Here is a 23,880-nt window from a genome sequence, read left to right on the forward strand (position 1 = left end):
CTGTTCAACGCGGGTCGGTAACGTGCTCACCGTGCTGCTGGAATCCCTTAACCCCGCCGCTGTCAACGCCACGGATATCCCCGACGCGATCAAGATCGATGGCACCACCCTGAGCCGCAGCGACCTGCTCGGTGGTGCGACGTCGGTAGCCGAGCGTGTCGCGGGCGCGCAGCGGGTCGCGATCTTGGCCACCCCGTCGGTGGCGACCGTGCTGGCGGTGGCCGGCTGCCTGATCGCCGGTGTGCCCTTCGTCCCGGTGCCCTCGGACGTGGGCGCGGCCGAACGCCGGCACATGCTGACCGACTCCGGCGCGAAGGTGTGGCTCGGACCCGAGCCGCCGCAAGACTCGGCGGACGAAGACCTGCCGCACATCCCGGTGCGCGTGCATGCGCGGTCCTGGCACCGTTACCCCGAGCCGGCGCCCGAGTCGACCGCGATGATCATCTACACGTCGGGGACCACGGGCTTGCCCAAGGGCGTCGTGGTGAGCCGGCGCGCGATCGCCGCCGACCTGGATGCGCTGGCCGAAGCGTGGCAGTGGACGTCCGACGACGTGTTGGTGCACGGATTGCCGCTGTTCCACATCCACGGCTTGGTGCTCGGCCTGCTCGGGTCCTTGCGGATCGGAAACCGCTTCGTGCACACCGGACGACCGACACCGGCCGGCTACGCGCAAGCCCGCGCGGAGTCCGGCGGCACGCTGTTCTTCGCGGTGCCGACGGTGTGGTCACGGGTGGTCGCGGATCAGGCCGCTGCCGAGGCGTTGCGGCCGGCCCGGCTGCTGGTATCCGGAAGCGCGGCGCTGCCGGTGCCGGTCTTCGACCGGCTCGAAGCGCTGACCGGGCACCGGCCCATCGAACGCTACGGTGCATCGGAGTCATTGATCACGGTGTCCACCCGGGCCGACGGTGAACGCCGGCCGGGCTGGGTCGGCTTCCCGCTATCCGGAGTGCAGACGCGCTTGCTCGACGACGCCGGTGACCCCGTTCCGCACGACGGTGAAACGGTGGGGAAGCTTCAGGTGCGCGGTGCGACCCTGTTCGACGGGTACCTGAACCGGCCGGAGGCCACCGCCGAGGTGTTGGACGCCGACGGCTGGTATCGCACCGGCGACGTCGCGGTCATCGACGGCGGGGGCATGCATCGCATCGTGGGCCGCGAATCGGTCGACTTGATCAAGTCCGGCGGATACCGCATCGGCGCCGGTGAAATCGAGACGTCGTTGCTCGGGCACCCGGGCGTGCAGGAGGCGGCGGTCGTCGGCGTTCCCGACGACGATCTGGGCCAGCGCATCGTCGCCTATATCGTCGGCTCGTCCGACCTCGACACCGACGAGCTGATCAACTATGTCGCCCAAGACCTTTCGGTACACAAGCGGCCGCGGGAAGTGCGGCTGGTGGACGCGTTGCCGCGCAACGCGATGGGCAAGGTCGTCAAGAAGCAGCTGCTAACCGAAGGGTGAGCGGCTTTCCGGTATCCGCAACGCAAACCAGATATGCCGATAAGGTGACCAACACGTCACAACTTGGCTGGTGATCTGGGACTTCACCCGATATGCAGGACATTGCCAGGTTTTCCTGCAAGCGAGGGTTCGCGGCTTCGCATAGTTTCGTTGGATGGACACGTACGAGTCGAACCGCACCGCGACCGGTGCGGCGACGATCACCGACGAGCCCCGGACCGCCCCGATGGCACGGGTGGCGGTCTCGTGTCTGGTCGGCTCGGCGATCGAGTTCTACGACTTCCTGATCTACGGCACCGCGGCGGCGCTGGTGTTTCCGGCGGTGTTCTTCCCGAACCTCACCCCGGGCGTGGCCATGGTCGCTTCGCTGGGAACGTTTGCCACCGCGTTTCTCTCCCGCCCGGTCGGCGCCGCTGTTTTCGGGCATTTCGGCGACCGGCTGGGCCGCAAGAAGACACTGATTTTCACGCTGCTGCTGATGGCGGTGGCGACCGTCGGCGTGGGCCTGGTGCCCAGCACCTCATCCATCGGGATGGCCGCGCCGTTGATTTTGATGGGCCTGCGGTTGCTGCAGGGGTTTGCGGTCGGCGGCGAATGGGCCGGGTCGGCATTACTGAGCGCCGAGTACGCGCCCGGCGGCCGGCGCGGCCGGTACGGCATGTTCACCCTGCTGGGCGGCGGCGTCGCCGGCATCATGAGCAGCCTGACCTTCCTGGCCGTCAGCGCCACGATCGGCGAGTACAGTCCTGCTTTCCTGCAATGGGGTTGGCGGGTGCCGTTCCTGATCAGCGGGCTACTGATCGCGTTGGCGTTGTACGTGCGGCTCAACATCGACGAGACACCGGTTTTCGCCGATGAGAAGGCCCGCGACTTGGTGCCCAGAGCTCCGCTGGCCGAGGCGCTGCGGCTGCAGGGCCGGGAGATCTTCCTGGCCGCGGGCGCCGTGTTGGGCGGGATGTCGTTGTGCTACCTGGGCAACACGTATTTCGCCATGTACGCCCATTCGCACCTGGGCTACACCCGTAACTTCATCTGGACCGTCGGCGTGCTGAGTGGCCTGGTAAGCCTCATCGCCGTCGTCACCTCCGCGATGCTGTGCGATCGCTTCGGGCGCCGGCGGATGATGCTGATCGGCTGGTCGGCCTGCGTGCCGTGGTCGTTCGTGGTGCTCCCGCTGATCGACACCGGAAAGCCGATTCTGTATGTGCTCGCCATCGTCGGCATGTTCGCCCTGGCCGGAATTGGCAGCGGACCCACCGGGGCGTTCATTCCCGAACTCTTCGCGACCCGCTACCGCTACAGCGGCTCGGCGCTGGCGATCAACCTGGCCGGGGTGCTCGGTGGGGCGTTGCCGCCACTGCTCGCCGGAACGCTGGTCGCGAGCTACGGCAGCTGGTCGGTGGGTGTCATGCTCGCGGCACTGACACTGACGGGTGTGATCTGCACTTACCTGCTGCCGGAAACGCACGGCGCCAAGCTGTAGATCAGTTGGCGTGCAAGTCCTCGTTGAGGGCGATGCCCTGACCGCCGCGCGCCACCACTTCCACCGCCCCGCTCACGGAGTTGCGCCGGAACAAGAGATTGTTGCCCCCGGAGAACTCGACCGCCTTCATCGTTTTGCCTTCGGGAGTAAGGACTTTCGTGCCTGCCGTCACGTACAAGCCGGCTTCGACGACGCAGTCGTCGCCCAGCGAGATGCCCAGGCCCGCGTTGGCGCCGAGCAGGCACCGCTTACCGATCGAAATCACCTCGGTGCCACCGCCGGACAGGGTGCCCATGATCGAGGCGCCGCCGCCGACGTCGGAACCGTCGCCGACCACCACGCCGGCCGAGATGCGGCCTTCTACCATCGACGCGCCCAGGGTGCCGGCGTTGTAGTTGACGAAGCCCTCGTGCATCACGGTGGTGCCCGCCGCCAGGTGAGCGCCGAGGCGTACCCGGTCGGCGTCGGCGATGCGGACCCCGCTGGGCAGCACGTAGTCGACCATCCGCGGGAACTTGTCGATGCCGTAGACCGTCACCGGTGCCTTGCGCCGCAGCCGCGCGCGAACCGCCTCGAACCCCTCGATGGCACACGGTCCGTGATTGGTCCACACCACGTTGGTCAAGATCCCGAACAAGCCGCCGGCATTGAGCCCATGCGGCGCGACCAAGCGGTGAGACAGCAAATGCAGCCGCAGGTAGGCGTCGTACGCGTCGGCGGCGACGTCGTCCAGGCTTCCGATGACCGTGCGCACGGCCACCGTCTCGGTGTTGCGGTCGTCGTCCCTGCCCACCAGCGCGGCCAATTCCGGCGGCACGTCGGACAGCGCGAGCCGCGACGTGCCGCTGGTGTCCGACTCGGTGAGTTCCGGTGCGGGAAACCATGTATCGAGGATCGATCCGTCGGAGGCGTGCGTCGCCAATCCGATGCCTGCAGCTCCAGTCACGGCGGTCAGGTTACGGCATCTGCCTTACCGGCGATTAGGCTGGCTGTGTGCTGGACTTGCGTGGGGATCCGATCGAGTTGACCGCGGCGCTGGTCGACATCCCCAGCGAGTCACGACACGAAAAGCGCATCGCGGACGAGGTCGAGGCCGCGCTTCGGGCGCAGACATCCGATTTCGAAATCATCCGCAACGGTGATGCCGTGTTGGCACGCACCCGACGCAATCTGCCGACCCGGGTGCTGCTGGCCGGGCATCTGGACACCGTCCCGGCAGCCGACAACCTGCCCAGCCGTCGCTTGACCGATGCCGACGGCGATGTGGTGTACGGCTGCGGCACCGCGGACATGAAATCCGGCGACGCGGTGTTCCTGCATCTGGCCGCCACGGTGACCGAACCCGCCCACGACCTGACGTTGGTGCTCTACGACTGCGAGGAAATCGAAGCGGCCGCAAACGGACTGGGCCGCATCGAGCGCGAACTGCCGGAGTGGTTAGCCGCCGACGTCGCCATCCTGGGCGAACCCACTGCCGGCTATATCGAAGCCGGTTGCCAGGGCACGTTGCGGGTCGCGGTCAGCGCCACCGGGACTCGTGCCCACTCGGCGCGATCTTGGTTGGGGGACAACGCAATTCACAAACTGGGCGCGGTACTCAATCGGCTGGCCGAGTACCCGGCACGAACCGTCGATATCGACGGTTGCCGCTACCGCGAAGGACTGTCGGCGGTGCGTGTCGACGGCGGGGTGGCCGGCAACGTCATCCCCGACGCCGCCTCGGTCACCGTCAACTACCGGTTCGCTCCCGACCGCTCGCCCGCCGAGGCACTGCGACATGTGCGCGAGGTCTTCGACGGGATTGACGTGCACATCGAGCAGACCGACTGCGCCGCTGGCGCGTTGCCCGGCCTGTCGCAGCCGGCGGCCAAAGCCCTGGTCGAGGCCGCGGGCGGGAACGTGCGGGCCAAATACGGCTGGACGGACGTGGCCCGGTTCGCCGCGTTGGGCATCCCGGCGGTCAACTTCGGTCCCGGCGACCCCAACCTGGCGCACCGGCGCGATGAGCGGGTGCCGGCGGCGGCGATCACCGACGCCGTGGCAATGCTGCGGCCCTACCTGGCCGGCTGAGCGCGCTGCTCGGCCTGCGCGGCGGCATCGGCGGCTGCCGCATGCATACCGGCCGCGGTCAGCTCCTCGGCCACCCGGCGCAATGCCGCGTCGTCGCCGGCGGCCAGTGCTTGCGCGTGTGAGAGGGCGAGTCCTCCTGCCGCGCAGTTAATTTCGCTGCATAGACGGGCCAGTGGATCAGCCGCACGGGGGTCTCCGAGCCGGACCGCCTCGTGCCAGACCCGCAGCGCCACGGCCGACTGCCCGCGGCGTTCGGCCATCCGGGCGGCGTCGCGGGCCGCGGCCACCGCGCCGTGCGTGTCCCGTCCGGCGGCCAGCCGCCACGCCCGCGCCACACCCAACTCCGGGCTGAACAACGCCGACTTGGTGCCATGTCGAGATTCGGCTCGACTCAACGCTTTTGCCGAGCTGGCGATGTCGCCCTGTTGGGCCAGTGCGGTGGCCAGCAGCATCAGCGACAGCGGTCCCCACGAATAGCCGGTGCGCTCCAAGGCGGCGGCGGCCGGCCCGAGCAAGGCGGCGGCATCGGCGGACCGGCCCGCGGCGATCAACGTGTTCGCCAGCAGCACTTCGCCGATTGCCCGGCCCGGTTGCTGCAACTCGGCGAAATCGGTGAACTGCTGGGCCAGTTCGGTCGCGGCGTCCAGACGACCGGTCATCAACAGCATCGTGGTCTCGCCCAGGCCGACGGTGAACCGCAGCAGCCCGGGGTGCTCGGCGCCCTGGGCCCGCCGCGCCAGCGGCGCGACGTCGGCGAAGCGACCCTGCCGCGCCGAACACAGCGTGGCCGCACTGGCCGCCCAGGCCACCGCCTGATCGTCGGCGGCGGGCGCGGCCAGCACCGTGCGCGCGATCTCGACTGCCCGCTCGATGTTGCCCGCGTTCATTGCGAAGGTGGCGCTGAGCGCGTCGAGGGTGAGCCGTGGACCGACATCGGGCACCCGGTTGCGGATGGTTTGCAAAAACGCGGTGGCCCGCTCCGGTTCGCTGAGCATGAAGAACTGATTAGCGGCCCGCAGCAGGGTCCAGGCCATCAGGTCGGTATCGGACAGCGTCGCGGGGTCGACCGCTGCCAGCAGCGCCTCGGCCTCGCGGCCACGGCCCTGGAAAGCAAGGGAATTCGCCAGCGCCAGCCGAGCCCCCAACGCTGGAGCGTCCGAGGACCGCTCCAGCGCCGCGCGCGCGAGTCGCTCACCCAGGGGCAGATCGCCGAGCCGCAGCGCCTGCTGCGCCGCGTCGACGACTTCGGCCACCGGCTGCGGCGCATCGCTGTCCAACGCAACGGATGCCAGCCGGAGCCGGTCGCTGAGATGCTGCGGCGGATGCTTTGACCGCAGCCGGACGACTTCGGTGCGGCGCTGCCGGGCGCCGTCGGCGCCCAGCGCCGCGCGGGCGCGCTCGGCGAACAACGGATGTGCGGTGTAGACCACCGGTTCGTCGGAGTGTTCGTCGCGCACCCGGGTTTCGGCCGCACCCCAGTCCTGGGCCTCGGCGACGGCACCGTCGCCGGCCAGCGCGGTGAGGTCGGCCAGCGATAACGGCTCCTCGACGGCCAGATAGTCGAGCACCGCCCGCGCCGCGGCGGGCAACTCGGCGATGAACGTGTCGACCTCGGCGGTGGTGGTTGCCGCACCGGGCGCGTCGACGTCGATGCGGTCCAGCAGACCGTCGGTCCACAGCGCCGCGATGGCGTCGGGTGCCGCGTCCGCGCGTGCGGTAACGACCATCCGAGCGGTGCCGGCAAGCGCCAATTGGTAAACCAGCGTGGCCGACAGGATGTCCAGATCGTGGGCGTCGTCGACGATCAGCAGCAGATCGCCTTGGCGGTCGCGGCTCAGCGACGCCCGGGCAGCGCGCAACAACGCGGCCGGCTTGCCGATGTCGGCGATATCCACGACATGGCTGAAGGCGCCGAACGGAACCACTCGCTCGGTCGGTGTGCCGGTGACCCAGCGAATGAACGTCGACGGGCGCGCACTCGAATAATGTTCGGCGGCCAGCCGCGCCAACGTCGACTTGCCGACCCCGTCCGGCCCCAGCACGACCGCGCCCGTGCGCACTCCGTCGGCCAGAGCGGCCTCCAGCTGTTCCAGCGTGGACGCGTGCTGCGGGACGTTCCATCGAATCGGCATCGTCCGAATTTTATTGCGGGACGTCTTTTATTGCGGGACGGATTGGCGGACATTGGCAAGTCGACGTCAAGCCATTGGCAAGTCGACGTCAAGCCAACGTCAAGTCGACGTCAAGCCGACGTCGAGCCGGTGTGTCGGCCCATCGGTGCACAGTCGCGTCGGCTTTGGTCTACCTTGACGGTTATGCGCCCCGAAGGCGATACAGCAGGCGAATGGTCGGTATGCGTGTACTGCGCGTCCGGGCCGACACATCCCGAATTGCTTGACGTGTCTGGCGAACTCGGCGAAGCGATAGCCGAGCGCGGCTGGACGCTGGTGTGGGGCGGCGGCCACGTATCGGCGATGGGGGCGGTGGCGAGTGCGGCGCGGGCCCGCGGCGGCCGCACCGTCGGCGTCATCCCCGAACAGCTGGTGCGCCGAGAACTCGCCGACAGGATGGCCGACGAGTTGATCGTCACCGACACCATGCGCGACCGTAAACGCATCATGGAAGACCGCTCCGACGCGTTCATCGTGTTGCCTGGCGGCATCGGCACCCTCGACGAGTTGTTCGACGCGTGGACGACAGGCTATCTGGGTATGCACGACAAACCGGTGGTGCTGCTCGATCCGTGGGGGCATTACGAGGGTCTGTGGCTGTGGCTGAACGGGTTGCTCGACAGCGGCTACATCTCGCAGGCAGCAATCGACCGGCTGGTGCTGGTCGATAAGGTGGGTGCCGCAATCGAGGCGTGCGCCCCTCGCTGAGGTCGGCATGCGTCCAGGGGAATCGAGGAAGCAATGTCCGATCACGCTCGGGGAGCGCGCAAACCCGTCGGCCTGACCGATATCGCGTCCGGGCTGCCCGACGTGCTGGCCGACCTGCCGGTGATCGTGCGCGGCGCGGTAACCGGTTTACTCGCTCAGCCGAACTCGAGGAAGTCGATCGGCAGCGTGTTCCAGGACCGCGCGGCCCGCTTCGGTGACCGCGTGTTCGTGCGGTTTGGCGACCAGCAGCTGACCTACCGCGACGCCAACGCCGCCGCCAACCGGTACGCCGCCGTCTTGGCCTCGCGCGGCGTCGGCCACGGCGACGTCGTCGCGATCATGCTGCGCAATTCGCCCAACACGGTGCTGGCGATGCTGGCCGCGGTCAAATGCGGCGCCGTCGCCGGCATGCTCAACTACCATCAGCGCGGCGAGGTGCTGGCCCACAGCCTGGGGCTGCTCGACGCCAAGGTGCTGATCGCGGAGACCGACCTGGTCAGCGCCGTCACCGAGTCCGGCTCGACGGCAACCGCGGCGACGCTGACCATCGAAGACCTCGAGCGCTTCGCCGTCGGCGCGCCCGCCACCAACCCCGACTCGGTGGCCGCCGTCCAGGCCCGTGACACCGCCTTCTACATCTTCACGTCGGGTACCACCGGCTTCCCCAAGGCCAGCGTGATGACGCACCAGCGCTGGCTCAAGGCGCTCGGCGCGTTCGGCGGGCTCGGGCTCCGGCTCAAGAGCGCGGACACCCTATACAGCTGTCTACCGCTGTACCACAACAACGCGCTGACGGTGGCGCTGTCGTCGGTGATCAACTCCGGGGCGACCCTGGCGCTGGGCAAGTCGTTTTCGGCGTCCCGGTTCTGGGACGAGGTGATCCAAAGTCGGGCCACCGCCTTCATCTACATCGGCGAGATCTGCCGGTATCTGCTCAATCAGCCACCCAAGGACACCGACCGCAAACACCAGGTGCGGGTGATCGCCGGCAACGGGCTGCGCCCGGAAATCTGGCGAGACTTCACCGAACGCTTCGGCATCGCGCGGGTGTGTGAGTTCTACGCCTCCAGCGAAGGCAACACGGCCTTCATCAACATCTTCAACGTGCCCGGGTCGACAGGCATCGCGCCGATGCCGTTGGTGTACGTGGAATACGACCCCGACACCGGAGATCCGGTCCGCGACGACAACGGCCGGGTGCGGCGGGTGCCGCCCGGCAAGCCCGGGCTGCTGCTCAGCCCGGTCAACCGGCTGCAGCCGTTCGACGGCTACACCGACAAGTCGGCGAGCGAAAAGAAGTTGGTGCGCAACGCTTTTCGTGAGGGTGACTGCTATTTCAACTCCGGCGACGTGATGAGCCCGCAGGGCATGAGGCACGCCGCGTTCGTTGACCGCCTCGGTGACACCTTCCGCTGGAAGGGCGAGAACGTCGCCACCACCCAGGTCGAGGCGGCGGTGGCGTCCGACAATTCGGTCGAGGAGTGCACGGTGTTCGGGGTGGAGATCCCCAACACCGGCGGCCGTGCCGGGATGGCCGCGGTGCAGCTGCGCGAGGGCGCGCAGTTCGACGGCAAGTCGTTGGCCCGCGCGGTGTACGACCAGCTGCCCGCCTACGCGCTGCCGCTGTTCGTGCGGGTGGTCAAGACCTTGGAGTACACCACGACCTTCAAGAGCCGCAAGGTGGAACTGCGTGAGCAGGCCTACGGCTCCGACGTGCAGGACCCGTTGTACGTGTTGGCCGGTCGTGACGAGGGCTACGTGCCGTACTACGACGACTACCCGAGCGAGGTAGCGGCCGGCAAGCGACCCCGAGGCTGAACGCCGGGTGTGCGCTGGCGGCGTCGGTTGTGCCGTGCGGGCGTCGACACGCCGCAGCAACGAGCCCTGGCGTAACACTCGACGACGTCCCCGGGCCGCGCCCGGTGCGGTGACCCGGCACTATGGACGAGTGCAGACAACCCTGTGCGGCCGGCCGGTCGCCGCGGATCGCGCGCTGGTCATGGCAATCATCAACCGCACGCCCGACTCGTTCTACGACAAGGGCGCGACGTTCGGCGACGAGGCGGCCCGGGGTGCCGCGCACCGCGCCGTGCAGGACGGCGCCGACATCATCGACGTCGGCGGTGTCAAGGCCGGCCCGGGCGAAAACGTCGACCCCGACATGGAGATCGCCCGGCTGGTGCCATTCATCGAATGGCTCCGCGACACCTACCCGGACCAGCTGATCAGCGTCGATACCTGGCGCTCCGAAGTCGCCAGGCTGGCCTGCGCGGCGGGTGCGGACCTGATCAACGACACCTGGGCGGGCATCGATCCGGCCCTGGCGGAGGTGGCGGCCGAGCTGGGTGTGGGTCTGGTGTGTTCGCATACCGGCGGCGCCCAGCCGCGCACGCGTCCGTTCCGGGTTCGCTACGGTACGACCACCCGGGGTGTGGTCGACGACGCGATCCGTCAGCTCACCGGTGCCGCCGACCGCGCCGTAGCGGCCGGGGTGGCCCCCGATCGGGTGCTGATCGACCCGGCACACGATTTCGGCAAGAACACTTTCCACGGGTTGATGTTGTTGCGGCACGTGGACGAACTTGTTAATACCGGGTGGCCCGTGCTGATGGCTTTGAGCAACAAGGACTTCGTCGGGGAGACTCTGGGTGTGGAACTGACCGAACGGCTCGAGGGCACGCTGGCCGCCACCGCGTTGGCGGCCGCCGCCGGGGTGCGGGTATTCCGGGTGCACGAGGTCGCCGCGACCCGACGCGTGCTGGAAATGGTCGCCTCGATTCAGGGGACCCGTCCGCCGGCCCGGACGGTGAGGGGGCTGGCATGACCGCATCGGAGCTGTTCGCCGGCGAGCTGACCGGCAACGAGGTCGCCGCCGCGCGGCAGTGGCTGGCCAGCCGTAGCTGGACCCGCCCCACCTGGACGGTGCCCGAGCTGGAAGCCGCAAAAGGCGGCCGGACGGTCTCGGTGGTGCTCCCGGCACTCAACGAAGAAGAAACCATCGCCTCGGTCGTCGCCAGCATTTCGCCGCTGCTGGACGAGCTGGTCGACGAGCTGATCGTGTTGGACTCCGGGTCGACCGACGAGACCGAAATTCGTGCCATCGCCGCCGGTGCCCGGGTCGTCAGCCGCGAACAGGCGCTGCCCGGAGTGCCGCCCCGCCCCGGGAAGGGGGAGGCGCTGTGGCGCTCGTTGGCCGCCACCAGCGGCGACATCGTCGTGTTCGTCGACTCCGACTTGATCAACCCGCATCCGATGTTCGTGCCGTGGCTGCTCGGCCCGCTGCTCACCGGCGACGGCATTCATCTGGTCAAGAGCTTCTACCGGCGGCCGCTGTCCGCCGGCGCGACGGGAGGCACCGGCGAGGCGGCCAGCGGTGGCGGCCGGGTCACCGAGCTGGTGGCCCGGCCGTTGTTGGCCGCGCTGCGCCCCGAACTCGGCTGCGTCCTGCAACCGCTGGGCGGCGAATACGCCGCCAGCCGGGAACTGCTGAGCTCACTGCCGTTCGCCCCCGGCTACGGCGTGGAGATCGGTCTGCTGATCGACACCTTCGACCGGCTGGGACTCGACGCGATCGCCCAGGTCAACCTAGGCGTGCGGGCGCATCGCAACCGGCCGTTGGCCGAGCTGGGCGCGATGAGCCGCCAGGTCATCGCGACACTGCTCTCGCGCTGCGGCATTCCCGACTCCGGGGTAGGGCTGACGCAGTTCTTCGCCGCCGGGCCCGACGGCCCCGACGGCCCGAGCTATACGCAGCGCACCTCGCCGGTGTCGCTGGCGGACCGGCCGCCGATGAAGGTGCTCAGGCCACGCTGAGCCCTCCGGTGCGGCCACACCGAGCGCCGGGTGTCGGTGGGATAGGGCACTATCGATGCCGTGGCGTTGGTTTTGCTCTACCTCGTGGTGTTGGTGCTGGTCGCCATCGTGCTGTTCGGCGCGGCGAGCCTGCTGTTCGGACGCGGCGAACAGTTGCCGCCGCTACCTCGCGGCACCACGGCCACCGTGCTGCCGGCCTACGGCGTCACCGGCAGCGATGTGGACGCGGTCAAGTTCACCCAGGTACTGCGCGGCTACAAGACCAGCGAGGTGGACTGGGTGCTGGACCGGCTGGCCCGCGAGCTCGAGGCGCTGCGCGGTCAGCTCGCCGCCGTCAGTGCCGCTTCCGACGCCGGCAGCGACGCGGGCGAACCAGCGCAGCACAAGGACGCCGGGGGTGGGGATCCGGCGTGAGCGAGGACGGACTGATTCGCTGCGGCTGGGCGGTGGGCCGGCCCGGGCCCGATTTCGAGCTGTACCGCGACTACCACGACCAGGAGTGGGGCCGCCCATTGCGCGGCGGGGTGGCGCTGTTCGAGCGGATGAGCTTGGAGGCCTTCCAAAGCGGCCTATCGTGGCTGACCATCCTGCGCAAACGGGAGAACTTCCGGCGCGCGTTCTGCGGGTTCGAGATCGACAAGGTGGCCCGCTTCACCGACGCGGACGTCCAGCGGCTGCTGGCTGATCCGGGCATCGTGCGCAACCGGGCCAAGATCGACGCGACGATCGCCAATGCGCGGGCGGCCGCGGAACTGGGCGCGCCGGACGATCTGTCCGACCTGCTGTGGTCGTTTGCACCCCCGCCGCGATCCCGCCCGGTTGACGGATCGGAAATCCCATCCGCCAGCGCCGAATCCCAGGCCATGGCCAAGGAACTCAAGCGGCGCGGATTCCGCTTCGTAGGCCCCACCACCGCCTATGCGCTGATGCAGGCGACGGGGATGGTGGACGACCACGTCCGCGATTGCTGGGTCCCGGTGCCGCGGTAAGGACCCGCGGCACCGGACACCGCCAGCCCTCCCCGGGACCCGCGGAGGGCCGTAGGGACGGGTCTTGTGCATTTAGTGACACTAATAGGGAACAATGGAGGGGTGATTTGGCAGTTCAATGTCGGGTATGGCTGGAAATCCGCTGGCGGGGCTAGCTCGCCGCCGACCAAGCTCGCGAGGACGGGTCATCTCGAATCTGGAGGGAGCACTCGATGGCGGCGATGAAGCCCCGGACCGGAGACGGTCCTCTGGAAGCGACCAAGGAGGGGCGCGGCATCGTAATGCGGGTACCACTGGAAGGTGGTGGTCGTCTCGTCGTCGAGCTGACACCCGACGAAGCCGCCGCCCTGGGCGACGAGCTCAAGGGTGTCACGAGCTAAGCCCCACGCGCCGCGGGTGCGACGCTACGCCGACACTTTCCGGTACGTCTCCAGCGTCTGTTCGGCGACGTGCGCCCAGGAGAATTCCTCGATGCACCGCTGGCGCCCGGCGCGCCCGTAGCGGTCGGCCTTCCCGGGATCCGCGATGAGTTCGTTGACAGCTCGGGCCAATCCCGCCTGGTATCCGGTCGGGTCGTCGGCGTCGTAATGCACCAACGAACCGGTGGTGCCGTCCACGACGACCTCCGGTATGCCACCGACGTCGGAGGCCACCACCGCGGTGCCGCACGCCATCGCCTCCAAATTCACGATTCCCAACGGTTCGTAGACCGAGGAACACACGAAAACCGTCGCAGCCGAAAGTATTTCGCGTAGCTCCGCGATCGGAAGCATTTCCCGGATCCAGAACACGCCGCTGCGCACCCGGGCCAGCTCGGCCACGGCAGAGCGGACCTCCTCGGCGATCTCCGGGGTGTCGGGAGCGCCGGCGCACAACACCAGTTGCACCTCCGGGCTGAACCGATGGGCGGCGGCCACCAGGTGGCCCACCCCCTTCTGCCGGGTGATCCGTCCGACGAATGCCACCATTGGCCGGTTGGGGTCGACGCCGAGCTCGGCCAGCACCGACCCGGTGTCGGCCGCTCCAGCCGGATACCACACGTCGGTGTCCACCCCGTTGCGGATGACGTGGACCTGGCTGGGATCCAGGGTGGGGTAGACGCGTAGCACGTCCTCGCGCATGCCGGCGCTCACCGCGATGACGGCATCGGCGGCTAGCACCGCGGTGCGCTCCACCCACGTCGACACCCGGTAGCCGCCGCCGAGTTGCTCGGCCTTCCACGGCCGCAGCGGTTCCAGCGAGTGCGCGGTCAGCACGTGCGGGATGTCGTAGAGCAGCGCGGTCAGGTGTCCGGCCATGCCGGTGTACCAGGTATGCGAATGCACCACCGTCGCTTCAGCTGCGGCGTCGGCCATCACCAGATCGGTCGACAGCGTGCTCAACGCCGCGTTGGCGTTCTGCAGACGCGGGTCGGGCTGATGGGCGATCGCGCCCGGCCGCGGTTCACCCATGCAATGCACGTCGACCGTGCACAGCCGGCGCAGTTGGGCGACCAGCTCGGTCACGTGTACGCCGGCTCCGCCGTAGACGTCCGGTGGGTACTCCCGCGTCATCATCGCCACCCGCATACTCCGCACCGTAGTTCGCAGCCGGCACCGGCCGCGAATCGGATCGGAAAAGCGGCCGGACAACTCGGGCCGCTGGCCGCGCGTCTCCCACCATCACCGATTACGGTGAGAGGCGGCGCGCCGAGTTTGCCAAATACGTTGACGGACAGCCCGTCAGAACGGCGGCCGGGGGGATTGCCCCTGGCAGCGGTTCGCGACGGCCGATAGGTTTGGAGCCATGAGGGAAGCACCACACGTGCTGGGTATCGTCCTGGCCGGCGGTGAGGGTAAGCGGCTGTATCCGCTGACCGCGGACCGGGCCAAGCCCGCAGTTCCCTTCGGCGGCGCCTACCGCCTGATCGACTTCGTCTTGTCCAACCTCGTCAACGCCCGATACTTGCGGATCTGTGTTCTCACGCAATACAAGTCGCATTCGCTGGACCGCCATATTTCGCAGAACTGGCGGCTGTCCGGTCTGGCCGGTGAGTACATCACCCCGGTGCCGGCGCAGCAGCGCCTCGGGCCGCGCTGGTACACCGGCTCCGCGGACGCGATCTACCAGTCACTGAACCTGATCTACGACGAAGATCCGGACTACATAGTGGTTTTCGGTGCCGACCACGTGTACCGGATGGATCCCGAGCAGATGGTCCAGTTCCACATCGACAGCGGGGCGGGGGCGACGGTGGCCGGAATCCGGGTGCCGCGCGCCGACGCCAGCGCATTCGGCTGCATCGATTCCGACGAGTCCGGGCGGATCCGCAACTTCGTCGAGAAGCCGCTGAAGCCGCCGGGCACTCCGGATGACCCGGAGACGACCTTCGTATCGATGGGCAACTACATCTTCACCACCAAGGTGCTCATCGACGCCATTCGCGCCGACGCCGACGACGATCACTCCGATCACGACATGGGCGGCGACATCATCCCGCGGTTGGTGGCCGACGGAATGGCCGCCGTCTACGACTTCAGCGACAACGAGGTGCCCGGCGCCACCGACCGGGACCGCGCCTACTGGCGTGACGTGGGGACGCTGGACGCGTTCTACGACGCACACATGGATCTGGTGTCGGTGCACCCGGTGTTCAACCTGTACAACCGGCGCTGGCCGATTCGCGGCGCGACGGAGAACCTGGCGCCGGCGAAGTTCGTCAACGGCGGCTCCGCCCAGGAGTCTGTGGTCGGTGCCGGCAGCATCATCTCGGCGGCCTCGGTGCGCAATTCGGTGCTGTCGTCGAATGTGGTGGTCGACGACGGGGCGATCGTCGAAGGCAGCGTGATCATGCCCGGCGCCCGGGTCGGCCGCGGCGCGGTGGTACGCCACGCGATCCTGGACAAGAACGTCGTCATCGGGCCGGGCGAGATGGTCGGCGTGGATCTGGAGCGGGACCGGGAGCGTTTTGCGATCAGCGCCGGGGGCGTGGTCGCGGTGGGCAAGGGCGTCTGGGTCTAGCCGCGCGGCTACCAGACGTAGGGCAGCAACCGGTAGCGCACCCGCTGCGTGTACTCGCGATATCCGGTCAGTTGCTCGGCGAGCAGCTGCTCTTCGTCGCGGATCCGCACGACGAGCACCACAATTCCCGGGAGGACCAGCAACAATCCCCAGTACGAGCCCAGGGCCAGCGGAACACCGATCATCATGACCACGTTGCCGACGTACATCGGGTGCCGGACGACCTTGTACAGACCACCGGAGACGACGTGCTGGCCGGTCTCGACCGTCACCGTGGCCGCGGCATAACCGTTTTGGATGATCACCAACATCGCGATCCCCAGTCCGCAAGCCACCAGCAGATCGCCGAGCAGGCATACCCAGCTGGGAGGATGCGACCAGCCCATCCGATGGTCGTATGCGCTGAACGTCAACATCAGCAGGATTGCCAGCATTGCGCCGACGATCGCGATCTTCTGGATGCCTCTGGTCTCCGCCTTCGGGCCGGCATGCATGCGGCGCTGCAACGCGGCCGGGTTGGTCCTGGCGATGTAGAGGGTGGGCAGGATCGTCGCCGCCAGCGTGGTAGCGACGAAAACCCACGCCTGCCAATAGTTGAGCGTTCCGGCCGGCAGGAAGAGCAGCACGCCCAGGACGATCAGTCCGAACATCGACGACGACGCGGCCTTGATACCGGTGTTCATGATCGTAGGTCCCGCCGCCGGAATGCCATGGCGCCCAATATGATCAGCGCGGCATCGATAGTTGTGAGCCACAGCAGTGGCACGGCGGTGAAACCTGCGCCGACGCGAGGCACGTGCGCAAAGGGCTCCAGATCGAGCACCCATTGGCCGAAGCCCGCCAACGAACCGATCAGGTACAAGGCGATGAACCCGATCAGCACGCCCCAGGTCACCGGCGCGAAGCGTGGCGCCAGGCCCCACAACGCGATGGTGACCGCCGAGCCCAGCCAGACGGCCGGCAGCTGGACCGCCGCGGTGCCGATCACCATGACCATCTTGGATCCGACGGCGCCGGCGGCCATGCCGTAAAGCAGACCGCCCAGCGCTCCGGCGATCAGCATTGCCGCCGCGGAGCCGAGCAGGGCGCCGACCAGATGGCTTGCCAGCCAACGGGTCCGCGCAACAGCCCCGGCCAGGGTGGTCTCGGCCCGCAGGCTGGATTCCTCTTGATGCAGTCGCAGGGCGAGCGAGACGGCGAACGCGGCGGCCACCATGCCCATCATCGCGAACGCCACCGCCAGGAAGGCTTCTTCCAGCGCGGTGGTGCCGCCCATCCGCGCGACGATGTCACGGGCCATGCCGCTGCCAATCTCGTCGCCGATGCCGTGCGCCACGCTGCCCATCACCATGCCGTACAGGGACAACCCCACCGTCCACAGCAGCAGCGCGCCGCGATCCAGGCGCCAGGCCAGGCCGAACACGTTGCGCAACCCGGCGGCGGCGGTGGCCGGACCGGCGCGCTCGGCGATGAGGCCGGCACCGACATCGCGGCCCGCGAGCAGTCGGTACGCCACAGCGGTCAGGACCGCCGCGGTAGCCAGGTGGAGCGACAGCACCCACCAGTGATCCCCCGCGTAGGGCCGCACCTGCAGCGACCACCCCAGTGGTGAGAGCCAGGACAGCCCGCCGGAGCCGGCGTCGCCCATGGCGCGCAGCGTGAATGCGGCGGCCAGCACGGCGAAGGCGGCGCCGCGGGCGAAGCGCGCACTGGCCGACAGCTGTGCGGTCACCGCGGCCACGGCCGTGAACACCAGACCCGAACACGCCAGTGCGGCACCGAAGGCCAGCGATCCGCCGGCCGGGACGTCGGTGCCCAGCAGGCCGGCCGCACCCAGGGCCCCGGTGGTGAGGGAGGCGCCGAACGCCAGGAGCAGCGCCGCGGTCAGGCTGGCGTACCGTCCGACGCCGGTCGAGTCCACCAGCTCGGTCCGTCCGCTCTCCTCGTCGGCGCGGGTATGCCGGATCGCCGTCAGAATGACGGCCACCGCGATCAGCACGTGAAACATGCCGGCCTTCCACACCCCCACCGCGCCCAGGCTGTCGTTGTAGATCTGCCCGTACAGCGCGCGCTGAGCCGGACTGGCCATGATCGACGCCGCGAATCCGGCGCGGGCGGCCTGGGTGGGGTAGACCTTCTCGATGCTGCCGACGTAGACCGTGGCCAGCGGCAACGAGAGCAGCAGGATCCACAACGGCAGCGAGACGCGGTCGCGGCGCAGATACAGCCGCAGCATCCTCAAGGTGCCAGTGAAGTTCGAAACGCCCTGTGACGCTGCGTGGTCCGGACGGTCAAGGATGGCGGTGGCGATCATGCCGAGACCTTCGTTGTGCCGCGCCCGGTGTCGTAGTGGCGCAAGAAGAGCTCTTCGAGGGTGGGGGGCTGGCTGACCAGGCTGCGCACGCCGGCATCCCCCAGCACGCGGATGAGTTCGCCGAGGCTTTCGCTGTCGACCTGCGCGCGTAGCGTGTTGCCGTCGACGCTGATGTCTTCGACTCCCTTGATGCGAGTGAGATCGCCTGGATCACCGGTCATTTCGGCTCTGATGGAAGTGCGGCTGAGGTGTCGCATCGAGTCCAGCGTTCCGGATTCGATGGTCTTGCCGGCCCGGATGATGGTCACGCGCTGGCACAGGGCTTCCGTTTCGGCCAGGATATGGCTGGACAGCAAGACCGTCGCGCCGCGGTCGCGCGCTTCGGCAACGCATTGCTGAAAGACGTTCTCCATCAATGGGTCCAGGCCACTACTGGGCTCGTCAAGCAGCAGCAGGCTGGCGTGCGAGGAGAATGCCGAAATCAGCGATACCTTTTGCCGGTTGCCTTTGGAGTAGGTGCGGGCTTTCTTGGTCGGATCCAGGTCGAAGCGCTCGATGAGTTCCCGACGGCGCGCGTCGTCGATACCGCCGCGCATGCGGGCCAGTAGGTCGATGGTCTCACCGCCGGTCAGCGACGGCCAGAGCGTGACATCGCCTGGTACATAAGCGATCTGTCGGTGCAGTGCTACCGCGTCTGTCCATGGGTCACCGCCCAGCAACTTAACGGTGCCGCTGTCGGCGCGCACCAGGCCCAGCAGGATGCGGATGGTGGTGGACTTACCGGCCCCGTTGGGGCCGAGGAAGCCGTGTACTTCACCGGGGCGCACGGTCAGGTCGAGACCGTCCAGCGCGCGCACCGCCCCGAAGTTCTTGGTGAGGCCACGAATTTCGATGGGGACGGCGTTGTCAACTCTCATCAGACTCTCCTTGATCGTCGGCCGCAAGGAATGCGTCGTACATGGTGCGGTCCGTCATCAGGCCTTCGGTGTAGATCTCGAGGGCGGGCAGCACCATTTCTTGGGCATAGTCGCGCAGGACGGCACGCAGATCCGTTGGTGTCGGGTGCATTTGGATGTAGAGCAACAGGCCCCCGCCGCCGGTGATGCCCAAGTATTTCGCCCTGGCGTGTGGGTCGCGGCTGGGCCTGATGGTCCCGGCGCGGACGCCCTCTTCCATATAGTCGTACGTGTTGTCGATCAGCCTGCGCCACAGCGTGTTCGCCAGCTCGCCACCGGTCTGCATGCTGCGGACCAGGTACGCCATCAGCGGTGCGTAGTCCTCGATCTCGGCCATCCGTGCGAACCAGGTGGCCGGGTCGTTGGACCGCATCGCCTCTGACTTGGTGCTGTAGATCTGTTCGGCGATGTAGTCCTCGCAGGCCTTGCGTAGGCCCGCTTTGGAGCCGAAGTGATGGATCACCAATGCCGCGCTGACGCCGGCCGCCTCGGCGATGGCGCGTAGTCCGACGCCGAAACCGTGCTGGCCGAACTGCTCGATGGCCGCATCGCGGATGCGGGCGGCGGCCGTCAGGTCGGTTGAACGCACGTTCAGGACATTAAACGGTCGTTCAGCCGGCGGTCAAGGGGAAACACCGCAAAGAATCGGTAAAGAAATCGCATCACGTCCGGCAGGTATCCGGCCGGCTGTGGCAAACGGCTAGTCGCGGACGGCCGCCAACACGCCCTCGCCCAGCGGCACCAGCGCGGGCGTCAACCGCTCGTCCTCGGCGATCAGGCGCGCCGCCTCGCGCACCGCGAGCACGTCGTCGTCGCGCGCCGCCGGGTCGCCGGCACGCCCGCCGAGCGCGGCGCCGTGCACGACGATGACCCCGCCAGACCGCAGCAGCCGCACGCCCTCGACGACGTAATCGGGCTGATCGATCGGGTCGGCGTCGATGAACACCAGGTCATAGGACTCGTCGGCAAGGCGGGTGAGCACCTCCTGCGCGCGGCCGCTGATCAGCCGGGTGCGCGACGGGCCGATGCCGGCTTCGGAGAAGGCCTGCTTAGCCAGTCGCAGATACTCCGGCTCGATGTCGATCGTGGTCAGTACGCCGTCGTCACTCATCCCGGACAGCAACCACAGACCACTGACCCCGGCGCCGGTCCCCACCTCGGCGACCGCCTTCCCGCCGGACAGCTTGGTCAGCATGCTCAGCAGCGCGCCGACCGCGGGCGTCACCGCCCCGGCGCCGATGTCGACGGAACGTTCCCGGGCAGCGGCCAGGATCGCGTCCTCGGATATCGAGCCCTCCGCATGCGCGGAGAGCGATTCGGCCCGGCTCGGCGCCGTCTGGCCGGAGGTTTCCTCGTCGCTGCCGTCCATGCCCGCAGCGTATGCCATGCGATGGCGCGCCCGAGCCAGACGGATTCCGACACGCCCGACGCGCTCCACGCGGCGTAAGTCACGCCCGGGTGGGTACCCGCTGCTTACGGCAGGTAACGAAAAGGTTTCTCAGCCAAACCTCAGATTGCTCCTATATCGCGCATACGCCGATAGGCGACGGTGAGCGTATGGAACGTGCAGCACGTTGGGTGGGGAATACCGATTGGCAGCCACGTGTTGCCGCAGACGACGAATTGTCAATAGCTGACAACTCAACTTGTTCGGAGGATTCGATCAACACCACTCTGCTAAGCCCCAGCACCATGTCTCACGCTCAGGAGTTCGCCGACGACGAATGGGTCGAGCCCGTCGACGGATTACAGGGCACCGCCGTATTCGACGCGACCGGCGACAAGACGACGATGCCGTCCTGGGACGAGTTGGTGAGACAGCATGCCGACCGGGTGTACCGCCTGGCTTACCGGCTCTCGGGCAGCCAGCAGGACGCCGAGGATTTGACGCAGGAGACGTTCATCCGGGTGTTCCGGTCGGTCCAGAACTACCAGCCCGGAACCTTCGAGGGCTGGCTGCACCGCATCACCACCAACCTGTTCCTCGACATGGTGCGCCGCCGGGCCCGGATCCGGATGGAAGCGTTGCCGGAGGACTACGACCGGGTGCCGGCCGACGAGCCGAATCCCGAGCAGATCTACCACGACGCCCGGCTCGGGCCGGATCTGCAAGCCGCCCTGGATTCGCTGCCGCCGGAGTTCCGCGCCGCGGTGGTGCTGTGCGACATCGAAGGTCTGTCCTACGAGGAAATCGGTGCCACCCTGGGCGTCAAGCTGGGCACCGTGCGCAGCCGGATCCACCGCGGCCGCCAGGCCTTGCGCGATTATCTGGCGGCGCACTCGGCGCCGGAGACCCACGCCAAATCGGCGTGACCCGGTTCGCGGTACGGCGCATGGCCCGATGATCGTGCGATTTCGTCGCACGCACGGAGGTGCGCAGCACCTTGTCGCGCTACATTCGAGGGGTACGTGGCGGCGAAAGGAGCTGGTGATGGCCGACCGGGGACATGTGTTCCGCCGTGCGTTCTCCTGGCTTCCCGCCCAGTTTGCATCGCAGAGCGACGCCCCGGTGGGCGCCCCTCGCCAGTTCGGGTCGACCGAGCACCTGTCCATCGAGGCGATTGCGGCGTTTGTCGACGGCGAGCTGCGCATGAGTGCACACCTGCGGGCCGCTCATCACCTCTCGCTGTGCCCGCAGTGTGCCGCCGAGGTCGAGGACCAGAGCCGGGCCCGGGCTGCGCTGCGCGACGACTCCCACCCCATCCGCATCCCGAGCACGCTGCTGGGCATGCTGTCGCAGATCCCGCACTACCCGCCCGACGACACGCCATCTCAGGCTGCTGAGCGTTTCTTCGACCGCGACGCGCGCGACCAGCGTAAGCGCCGGTAGCCGTCCGACCACTCCGGCTCGTGGCGTCAAGGCGACCGATCAGCAACCGTGGATACTAGGGTGGACACAACAACGCCGTGCCTATTGCTGGCCTCGCAAACGGAGCGGGTGCGCGGCCTGTCTCGAGCACTCAAGCAGAGGATCCAAAAGGGGTAACGTGACCTCCGACCAAGGCTCCGACCAGGGGCAAGAAAGCGGCAACAACGGAGGCAAACGCCTGGCGCCGCGCCCCGTCTCCCGGCCACCGGTCGACCCTGCCGCGCGTCAAGCGTTCGGTCGTCCCGCCGGAGTCCAGGGCTCGTTTGTCGCCGAGCGGGTCCGGCCCCAGAGGTACCGCGAGCAAGCCGACTTCATACCGCATGACGAACGCCGCGACCCGGTGCTCGAGGAAGCGTTCAGCCGACCCGACGGCGGCGGCGAGTCACTGCAACGCCATCCCGTCGACGCCGGCGCGTTGGCCGCCGAGCAGAACGGATTCGATCAGGACGAGTTGGACGATCCCTGGCGCGACCCCGGCGCCGCGGCGGCGTTGGGAACTCCGGCGGTGGAACCGGCCACGCTGCAGACGGCGGCGGGGTTCACCGGCAAGCTCGGTGTGCGCGACGTCCTGTTCGGCAGGAAGGTGTCCTACCTCGCCCTGGCGGTGTTGCTCGCCATCGCCTTGCTCATCGGCGCCGTCGGCGGGCTGATCGGGCGCAAGACGGCCGAAGTCGTGGACGCTTTCACCACCTCCAAGGTGACGCTGTCGACGAACGGCAACGCCGAATTGCCGGCGGGGCGCTTCGCGAAGGTCGCGGCCGCGACCGCCAACTCCGTGGTGACGATCGAATCCAAGAGTGACCAGGAGGGCATGCAGGGTTCCGGCGTCGTCGTCGACGGCCGCGGCTACATCGTTACCAACAATCACGTGATCTCCGAGGCCGCCAACAATCCGAGCCAGTTCAAGACGACCGTGGTGTTCAACGACGGCAAGGAAGTGCCCGCGAACCTGGTGGGCCGTGACCCCAAGACGGATCTGGCCGTCCTGAAGGTCGACAATGTCGACAACCTGAGCGTGGCGCAGCTCGGCGACTCCGACAAGGTTCGCGTCGGCGACGAGGTGATCGCCGCCGGTGCGCCGTTGGGTCTACGCAGCACGGTGACGCACGGCATCATTAGCGCGCTGCACCGGCCGGTGCCGTTGTCCGGGGAGGGCTCGGACACCGACACCGTCATCGACGCCTTGCAGACCGACGCGTCAATCAACCACGGCAACTCCGGCGGGCCGTTGATCGACATGAATTCCCAGGTGATCGGCATCGACACCGCCGGAAAGTCGTTGTCCGACAGCGCAAGTGGGCTCGGGTTCGCGATCCCGATCAACGAGGTCAAGACGGTGTCGCAGGCCCTGATCAAGGACGGCAAGATCGTGCACCCGACGCTGGGCGTCAGCACCCGGTCGGTGAGCAACTCGATCGCGGCCGGAGCCCAGGTGGCCAACGTCAAGGCGGGCAGCCCCGCGCAGAAGGGCGGCATTTTGGAAAACGACGTCATCGTCAAGGTCGGTAACCGCAAGGTCGCCGACGCCGACGAGTTCGTCGTCGCCGTCCGGCAGCTGACCATCGGGCAGGACGCTCCGGTCGAGGTGGTCCGCGATGGCCGCAACGTCACGTTGACCGTCAGACCCGATCCCGATAGCAGCTAGATGTTCGGGAACCTGAGCTGGGAGCACATCCTCGTCCTCGTGGTGGTCGGGCTGGTGATCCTGGGGCCGGAGCGCCTTCCGGGCGCGATCCGATGGACGTCGACGTCGCTGCGGCAGGCGCGGGACTATCTCAGCGGGGTGACCACCCAGCTGCGCCAGGACCTCGGCCCCGAGTTCGACGACCTGCGCGGGCCATTGAGTGAACTGCAGACGCTGCGGGGGATGACGCCGCGCGCCGCCCTGACCAAGCATTTATTCGACGGGGACGACTCGTTCCTCACCGGCAATTTCGAGCGGCCGGTCAACGGCACCCCGGCGCCGCAACCGCAACCGCCGCAACCGCCGGTGCAGCAGCACGGGCCGGCGCCGTTCGACACCGACGCGACCTGATTGGCCGGAA

Annotated in this window: 23 protein-coding genes; 15 read left to right on the forward strand and 8 right to left on the reverse strand. The window is 68.1% G+C overall.

What is annotated here, in order from left to right; translation table 11 throughout:
• The first annotated feature begins 31 nt into the window (after window positions 1-31).
• Both G6N33_RS19090 and G6N33_RS19095 read left to right on the forward strand, forming a co-directional pair.
• Window positions 32-1,462 (forward strand): acyl-CoA synthetase, encoded by a 1,431-nt coding sequence (locus G6N33_RS19090; RefSeq protein WP_044512195.1) that lies wholly within the window; start codon window positions 32-34, stop codon window positions 1,460-1,462.
• A gap of 226 nt (window positions 1,463-1,688) precedes the next feature.
• Window positions 1,689-2,945, forward strand: a complete 1,257-nt coding sequence (locus G6N33_RS19095) for an MFS transporter (protein WP_101528274.1) — start codon at window positions 1,689-1,691, stop codon at window positions 2,943-2,945.
• Between the two features lies 1 nt (window position 2,946).
• Here the strand turns inward: G6N33_RS19095 and dapD are convergent, their stop codons facing one another.
• Entirely contained in the window at window positions 2,947-3,900 is a 954-nt protein-coding gene (gene dapD / locus G6N33_RS19100; protein ID WP_101528260.1) for a 2,3,4,5-tetrahydropyridine-2,6-dicarboxylate N-succinyltransferase, read from the reverse strand.
• 38 nt (window positions 3,901-3,938) lie between these two features.
• Between dapD and dapE the strand changes: the two genes are divergently transcribed.
• Window positions 3,939-5,015, forward strand: coding sequence for a succinyl-diaminopimelate desuccinylase (dapE, locus tag G6N33_RS19105; RefSeq protein WP_044507535.1), 1,077 nt, complete (start codon window positions 3,939-3,941; stop codon window positions 5,013-5,015).
• On the opposite strand, the gene G6N33_RS19110 is transcribed toward dapE, so the two are convergent.
• On the reverse strand, window positions 5,000-7,147 hold the full coding sequence (locus G6N33_RS19110) for an AAA family ATPase (RefSeq protein WP_101528261.1): 2,148 nt from the start codon (window positions 7,145-7,147) through the stop codon (window positions 5,000-5,002). The two genes, dapE and G6N33_RS19110, sit on opposite strands and share 16 nt — an antisense overlap.
• Before the next feature lie 183 nt (window positions 7,148-7,330).
• On the opposite strand from G6N33_RS19110, the gene G6N33_RS19115 reads away from it, so the two are divergent.
• From G6N33_RS19115 to G6N33_RS19145, 7 genes are all read left to right on the forward strand, one after another.
• A complete protein-coding gene (locus tag G6N33_RS19115; protein WP_044507529.1) occupies window positions 7,331-7,894 on the forward strand; it encodes a TIGR00730 family Rossman fold protein in 564 nt (187 codons plus the stop codon).
• Window positions 7,895-7,927: 33 nt separating this feature from the next.
• A complete protein-coding gene (gene fadD6 / locus G6N33_RS19120; RefSeq protein ID WP_101528262.1) occupies window positions 7,928-9,712 on the forward strand; it encodes a long-chain-acyl-CoA synthetase FadD6 in 1,785 nt (594 codons plus the stop codon).
• Between the two features lie 181 nt (window positions 9,713-9,893).
• Complete coding sequence (gene folP / locus G6N33_RS19125; protein ID WP_101528275.1) at window positions 9,894-10,718, forward strand: dihydropteroate synthase; 825 nt, start codon at window positions 9,894-9,896, stop codon at window positions 10,716-10,718.
• The gene (locus tag G6N33_RS19130; protein ID WP_044507525.1) at window positions 10,715-11,707 is read left to right on the forward strand and encodes a glucosyl-3-phosphoglycerate synthase; all 993 of its coding nucleotides are present in this window, start codon (window positions 10,715-10,717) and stop codon (window positions 11,705-11,707) included. Before folP ends, G6N33_RS19130 begins: the two co-directional genes overlap by 4 nt.
• 60 nt (window positions 11,708-11,767) lie before the next feature.
• On the forward strand, window positions 11,768-12,121 hold the full coding sequence (locus G6N33_RS19135; RefSeq protein ID WP_044507523.1) for a DivIVA domain-containing protein: 354 nt from the start codon (window positions 11,768-11,770) through the stop codon (window positions 12,119-12,121).
• Window positions 12,118-12,696 (forward strand): DNA-3-methyladenine glycosylase I, encoded by a 579-nt coding sequence (locus G6N33_RS19140; RefSeq protein ID WP_044507519.1) that lies wholly within the window; start codon window positions 12,118-12,120, stop codon window positions 12,694-12,696. The genes G6N33_RS19135 and G6N33_RS19140 overlap by 4 nt, the downstream gene beginning before the upstream one ends.
• Before the next feature lie 212 nt (window positions 12,697-12,908).
• Window positions 12,909-13,076: a DUF3117 domain-containing protein gene (locus tag G6N33_RS19145; RefSeq protein WP_003406247.1), complete on the forward strand. Its 168-nt coding sequence runs from the start codon at window positions 12,909-12,911 to the stop codon at window positions 13,074-13,076.
• 24 nt (window positions 13,077-13,100) lie between these two features.
• Here the strand turns inward: G6N33_RS19145 and glgA are convergent, their stop codons facing one another.
• Window positions 13,101-14,264: a glycogen synthase gene (gene glgA / locus G6N33_RS19150; RefSeq protein WP_044507517.1), complete on the reverse strand. Its 1,164-nt coding sequence runs from the start codon at window positions 14,262-14,264 to the stop codon at window positions 13,101-13,103.
• A 217-nt stretch (window positions 14,265-14,481) separates the two neighbouring features.
• On the opposite strand from glgA, the gene glgC reads away from it, so the two are divergent.
• The gene (gene glgC / locus G6N33_RS19155) at window positions 14,482-15,696 is read left to right on the forward strand and encodes a glucose-1-phosphate adenylyltransferase (RefSeq protein ID WP_044507515.1); all 1,215 of its coding nucleotides are present in this window, start codon (window positions 14,482-14,484) and stop codon (window positions 15,694-15,696) included.
• An 8-nt stretch (window positions 15,697-15,704) separates the two neighbouring features.
• On the opposite strand, the gene G6N33_RS19160 is transcribed toward glgC, so the two are convergent.
• From G6N33_RS19160 to G6N33_RS19180, 5 genes are all read right to left on the reverse strand, one after another.
• A complete protein-coding gene (locus G6N33_RS19160) occupies window positions 15,705-16,379 on the reverse strand; it encodes a methyltransferase family protein (protein ID WP_044507513.1) in 675 nt (224 codons plus the stop codon).
• Complete coding sequence (locus G6N33_RS19165) at window positions 16,376-18,010, reverse strand: ABC transporter permease (RefSeq protein ID WP_179962642.1); 1,635 nt, start codon at window positions 18,008-18,010, stop codon at window positions 16,376-16,378. Before G6N33_RS19165 ends, G6N33_RS19160 begins: the two co-directional genes overlap by 4 nt.
• Entirely contained in the window at window positions 18,007-18,927 is a 921-nt protein-coding gene (locus tag G6N33_RS19170; RefSeq protein WP_044507511.1) for an ABC transporter ATP-binding protein, read from the reverse strand. Before G6N33_RS19170 ends, G6N33_RS19165 begins: the two co-directional genes overlap by 4 nt.
• Window positions 18,917-19,555 (reverse strand): TetR/AcrR family transcriptional regulator, encoded by a 639-nt coding sequence (locus tag G6N33_RS19175; RefSeq protein ID WP_044507510.1) that lies wholly within the window; start codon window positions 19,553-19,555, stop codon window positions 18,917-18,919. Before G6N33_RS19175 ends, G6N33_RS19170 begins: the two co-directional genes overlap by 11 nt.
• Window positions 19,556-19,666: 111 nt before the next feature.
• Window positions 19,667-20,335 carry an O-methyltransferase gene (locus G6N33_RS19180; RefSeq protein ID WP_101528263.1) on the reverse strand — a complete coding sequence of 223 codons (669 nt, stop codon included), beginning with the start codon at window positions 20,333-20,335 and terminating at the stop codon, window positions 19,667-19,669.
• Window positions 20,336-20,523: 188 nt separating this feature from the next.
• Here G6N33_RS19180 and sigE point away from each other — a divergent pair, with 188 nt between their 5' ends.
• The 4 genes from sigE (at window position 20,524) to tatB (ending at window position 23,870) form a co-directional block, all read left to right on the forward strand.
• Window positions 20,524-21,279 (forward strand): RNA polymerase sigma factor SigE, encoded by a 756-nt coding sequence (gene sigE, locus G6N33_RS19185; RefSeq protein WP_044507508.1) that lies wholly within the window; start codon window positions 20,524-20,526, stop codon window positions 21,277-21,279.
• Window positions 21,280-21,397: 118 nt separating this feature from the next.
• A complete protein-coding gene (rseA, locus tag G6N33_RS19190) occupies window positions 21,398-21,796 on the forward strand; it encodes an anti-sigma E factor RseA (RefSeq protein WP_044512190.1) in 399 nt (132 codons plus the stop codon).
• Between the two features lie 157 nt (window positions 21,797-21,953).
• Window positions 21,954-23,480 (forward strand): serine protease HtrA, encoded by a 1,527-nt coding sequence (gene htrA / locus G6N33_RS19195; RefSeq protein WP_044507506.1) that lies wholly within the window; start codon window positions 21,954-21,956, stop codon window positions 23,478-23,480.
• The gene (tatB, locus tag G6N33_RS19200; protein ID WP_044507505.1) at window positions 23,481-23,870 is read left to right on the forward strand and encodes a Sec-independent protein translocase protein TatB; all 390 of its coding nucleotides are present in this window, start codon (window positions 23,481-23,483) and stop codon (window positions 23,868-23,870) included. It abuts the gene before it with no gap.
• Window positions 23,871-23,880: the final 10 nt, after the last annotated feature.

The organism is Mycobacterium simiae (genome assembly GCF_010727605.1).
Classification (GTDB): domain Bacteria; phylum Actinomycetota; class Actinomycetes; order Mycobacteriales; family Mycobacteriaceae; genus Mycobacterium; species Mycobacterium simiae.